The 1,794-nt window shown below is 47.4% G+C and carries 2 protein-coding genes; one reads left to right on the top strand and one right to left on the bottom strand.

Features of this window, described 5'->3' with window-relative positions:
• On the top strand, positions 1 to 1,020 hold a 1,020-nt coding region (locus VIP81_RS28320; protein ID WP_331969524.1), incomplete at its 5' end, for a S1 RNA-binding domain-containing protein.
• 215 nt (positions 1,021 to 1,235) lie between these two features.
• On the opposite strand, the gene VIP81_RS28315 is transcribed toward VIP81_RS28320, so the two are convergent.
• A partial coding sequence (locus VIP81_RS28315) for a hypothetical protein (RefSeq protein ID WP_331969521.1) occupies positions 1,236 to 1,794 on the bottom strand: 559 nt, incomplete at its 5' end.

Here is a 1,794-nt window from a genome sequence, read left to right as displayed (position 1 = left end):
GTACCTTTGCCTAAACACGTTTCCGGTGTGGCAATGGGGCTTATCTCCCGCGCTTCCGATGGTAAATGGGCGGTATTAACCGATATCCTTGGTGATGAAGATCACCTGGGTGATATGGACTTCAAAGTAACCGGTACCCGTGATGGTATTGTGGGTATACAGATGGACATTAAAGTAGATGGTTTAAGCATGGACGTTATGCGCTCCGCTCTGGCTCAGGCTAAGAAAGGTCGCTTACACATCGTGGAAGCCATGTACGAAGCATTCCCTGCTGCACGTCCTGAACCTAAACCACATGCACCACGCATGGAGAAGATTATTATCGACCGTGAATTTATCGGCGCTGTAATCGGACCCGGTGGTAAAATTATACAGGAGATTCAACGCGAAACCGGTACTACCATCAACATCGAAGAAGTTGGTGAAACCGGTGAAGTTAGCATCTTCTCTGCTCAGAAAGAAAGCCTGGATAAAGCAGTTGCATGGGTGAAAGGAATCATTGCTATACCTGAAGTAGGTGAAGTATATGAGTCCGTTGTGAAATCCATCATGCCTTACGGTGCTTTTGTTGAGTTCATGCCTGGTAAACAGGGCTTACTCCACATCTCTGAAGTTTCCTGGAAACGCCTGGAAACAATGGAAGGTGTGCTGACAGAAGGCGAAAAAGTAAAAGTAAAGCTGACTGGTACTGATCCTAAAACCGGTAAGTTTAAGCTGAGCCGCAAGGTGCTGATGCCTAAACCAGAAGGTTATGTAGAAAGACCAGAACGCGAAGAGCGTGGCGAACGTGATTTCCGTGACGACAGACGTGGCGGAGATGACAGACGCGGTGGTGGCGACAGACGTGGTCCCCGTGACGACAGACGTGGCGGTGATGACAGACGTGGTGGCGGCGACAGACGTGACTTCAACCGCGATGGTGGTGACAGACGCGACTTCAACCGTGACAGTAACCGTGGTGGCGGAGATTACAACGCCAGTCCGGAAAAACCACAGGAGCCTACCTTTGATGCCGAATAGGCGCTCTGTTATAGCTAGCAGATAACTGGAATTAAATACGAAGAAAAGCAGTCTCTACGGAGGCTGCTTTTTTTAGCTTTGGGCAAGAAATATAGCCCGAAATGAAAAATGCAGCAACGATGAAATGAACTCATCTTTGCTGCATTTTTTATTTTCCATGTCTAAAATGTATGAATTTTCCGTTTTTTGCTATTTTTTCTGATCGATAGACGCTTTTATCTCCTTGTTAACTGCTCCACCCGGAACGTACTTTCTCTGAAAATTTCCCGGCCGCTGTTTAACCGGAATACCCGGTAGTTATTCCCATCTATAGGTTCTGCAATCATTTTATAAGCTGGCTGCAGCGCTTTGGTGCTTCTGTCTATTACCCGTACGGTTCCTGCCGCGAGCAGGTCTGGCAGAATTTCTTCGACGTACGGTAACATGATGCCACCATCTTCGGCCCATAACATGTTCATTCTGCCCGTACTATAGCTGAAGTCCTTATTGGTGGTATCTTCCAGATAACAATAGGCTTTACGGAAATGATTGCCCATATCAATCGCATTCAGGCGGGTAAACTGTACACTGTTAAATACTTTGTTGCTGTACCTGGCATTACGGAGCGTGCTATCCATACTCACCATATAATCACGGAGATTGCTCCGGTCGAAGATCAGGGTCACATTTTCGGTTTGATACACAATAGAGTCAATAATCGGTTCAACGGGTTGCCTTACTTTAATAACCTGGGCCATTCCGGACACGGACAACGCCACGCCCGCCAGCAGGAGG

It is taken from the genome of Chitinophaga sp., assembly GCF_036566945.1.
In the GTDB taxonomy this organism is placed as follows: domain Bacteria; phylum Bacteroidota; class Bacteroidia; order Chitinophagales; family Chitinophagaceae; genus Chitinophaga.
Note: the sequence above shows the minus strand (reverse complement) of the source record. Positions and strands in the feature narration are given on the sequence as shown.